Origin of the sequence: Roseicyclus mahoneyensis (assembly GCF_003148775.1) — a bacterium.
Classification (GTDB): domain Bacteria; phylum Pseudomonadota; class Alphaproteobacteria; order Rhodobacterales; family Rhodobacteraceae; genus Roseicyclus; species Roseicyclus mahoneyensis.
The window spans coordinates 1-2,110 of sequence record NZ_QGGW01000027.1 but is presented as its reverse complement, the minus strand read 5'-3'; the positions used below and the strand labels follow the sequence as shown (position 1 = coordinate 2,110).

The 2,110-nt window shown below is 62.1% G+C and carries 2 protein-coding genes; one reads left to right on the top strand and one right to left on the bottom strand.

What is annotated here, in order from left to right; all coding sequences use genetic code 11:
* Positions 1–1,468: M10 family metallopeptidase C-terminal domain-containing protein (locus C7455_RS19750; protein ID WP_211315533.1), on the bottom strand; the 1,468-nt coding region annotated here is incomplete at its 3' end.
* A gap of 232 nt (positions 1,469–1,700) precedes the next feature.
* Here C7455_RS19750 and C7455_RS20295 point away from each other — a divergent pair.
* A complete protein-coding gene (locus C7455_RS20295; protein WP_109671166.1) occupies positions 1,701–2,015 on the top strand; it encodes a hypothetical protein in 315 nt (104 codons plus the stop codon).
* Positions 2,016–2,110: the final 95 nt, after the last annotated feature.

The following is a 2,110-nucleotide window of genomic DNA, read 5'->3' as shown; positions in this document are numbered from 1 at the left end:
GGCTGTCGAACCCGGCACCGCCGATGAGCACGTTGTTCGCGTCATTGCCTGTGATCGTGTCATTGCCGCTGCCGCCCGTCGCGTTCTCGATGACGACACCATTGGCGATCGTGAAGCCGCCGTGAATGCCCTGCACATAGGACACGTAGCCACCGCCACCTTCCGCATAGGTCAGCGACGCGGGGCGCAGATCGATCACGGCGGCCGCGCTGCCGTTGTGCACGATGGCATCGACGCCGCCGGCATCCCAGATCGCCGCGTAGAATGTTCCGGGCCCGTTCGTCGTCGGCAGGACATAGGTCTCGTTGCCGGTGTTGAAGGACATGTTTGCGCCATAGCGGTCCTGCAGCACGGCGATGTCGAAGGCCATCAAGGCACCCTGATATCCGTAGTTCAGCGACGGGGTCAGCCCATGCGGCGCCGCCACCCATCCATCGATGTAGGACATGGTGGTGTAGATGCCCTGGTTCAGGCCTGACGTTCCCGTATCCGCGAAAGGATCGAATACGCCCGGCATGATGGTCGAGCCACCACCCGTGTCATGCGGATGGGCAAGCCCCATGCCATGCCCGATCTCGTGGATCAGCGTAACGAAGCCGAAACCACCTTGCGCAAGACCGGCAGTGTCCCAGCCATCGGCGTTGTTGAAGAATACGCCATGCCCGCTCAGGTTCGAATAGGTCGTTCCCGCAAGCGTGACGGTCGCACCGCCGACGCCCCAATACCCCAGCGGATTGTTGCCCGGCACCTCGACCATGAAGAACTCGGCCTGGTTGGGGTTCGTGACGATGTTGAACGTGACATTCGCCACGTTCTCGAACAGCTCGAAGGCGAGCATAGCCTGCTGCAATTCGAAGGCGTTCCAAGCGCCTGTGGTCGCGGATGTCCCGAACTCGTCACTGAAGGACAAGCCACCCGGTGCGAAATACACGTCGATCACGCGCGGTGCGACGAAATTCCAGGTGATCGCGTCCAGCGGGCTGCTGGAGGGCGGCGGGGGCGGCGGTGCACTGCCCGACGTCACGGTGATCGTGTAGGTTCCGGTATCCGATCCGTACCCCGGCGCGCCGGGTGCGAGAGTATTGTAGTAGCTGTCGGCCACGATAAAGCCCACCCCGCTGGACGGCGCGGTAAAGGTGACGGACTCGGCGGCCCCACTGAACCCGTTGTCGATGGATTCGAGAAGATTGCCGTTCTCGTCGGCCAACCAGATCAGCGGGTCGTCGAGCGTTCCCGGGGTCATGGTGATGGTGTAGGTGACGCCTGCCTGATACTCGAAATAAAACCAGTCCCAGTCCTCGGCCACGCCCAGCGACCCTGTGAAGGTGTCGCCAGGTTCAAGTGCGACGAGGGTATTTGGCCCGTTGGGCACATCGCCGCCCGGAACGGAGCTTTCGTCGAATGTGCGGTCCGAAACTCCATTGTGAAGCCAGTTGCCGCCAAAGGGATTGATGAGGGAACACGTCATACACATCGCTTGCACACTCCAGGTAATCCGTTGGGTTGACGCGGCGTGCAGCCCCGCCAACCCGCTCGTCAAAATGATTCTCGCATCAACTTTCGCTTTTAGGGCGAGCCAAAAGAAAATCACGACTTGAAGTGATCGACCATCTATGTCAGCTCGCGCCGAGCGGCTGTACACGCCCGGCGGTCCGTCGACCTTGCCACCGGGGCGGCCCTGAGAATGAGGCTTTCGCGCTATGTGGTCGCTGGTCCGAACAAGTCTTTGCCGTATCGGTTTCGGGGCATTTGGTGCCGCCATCGCATTTGCGGCCCCCGCCGTTGGAAACGGAAGCGGGGAGCCTGCTCCGCTTCTGCCGTTTTCCTCCGGTCGCAGCTTTGCCGATCTCGATACCTATCTGGCCCATTTGCAGGAGCTTGGCACGATGGGTATCCCGTGGTTTCAGCTGCTTCCTGACGGCCGCTACATGCTCGTCCAGCGGCGCCCGCCCGGTGAGGCGCCCGAGATCTTCACCCGGCAAGACCTGCTCGACCGTTTCGGCTTCGCCAGATAGGCCCGCGCGCCGCGTCAAGACGCCGCCGCGCGGTGGCTTGGTCAGGTGAAGATGAAATCATCCGCCGAGAGCTGACTCTCCAACAGGCCCTGCAG

What these genes read in the sequence shown, in the direction of transcription:
- C7455_RS20295 (WP_109671166.1), top strand. Translation starts at nt 1,701, where the DNA reads ATGTGGTCGCTGGTCCGAACAAGTCTTTGCCGTATCGGTTTCGGGGCA.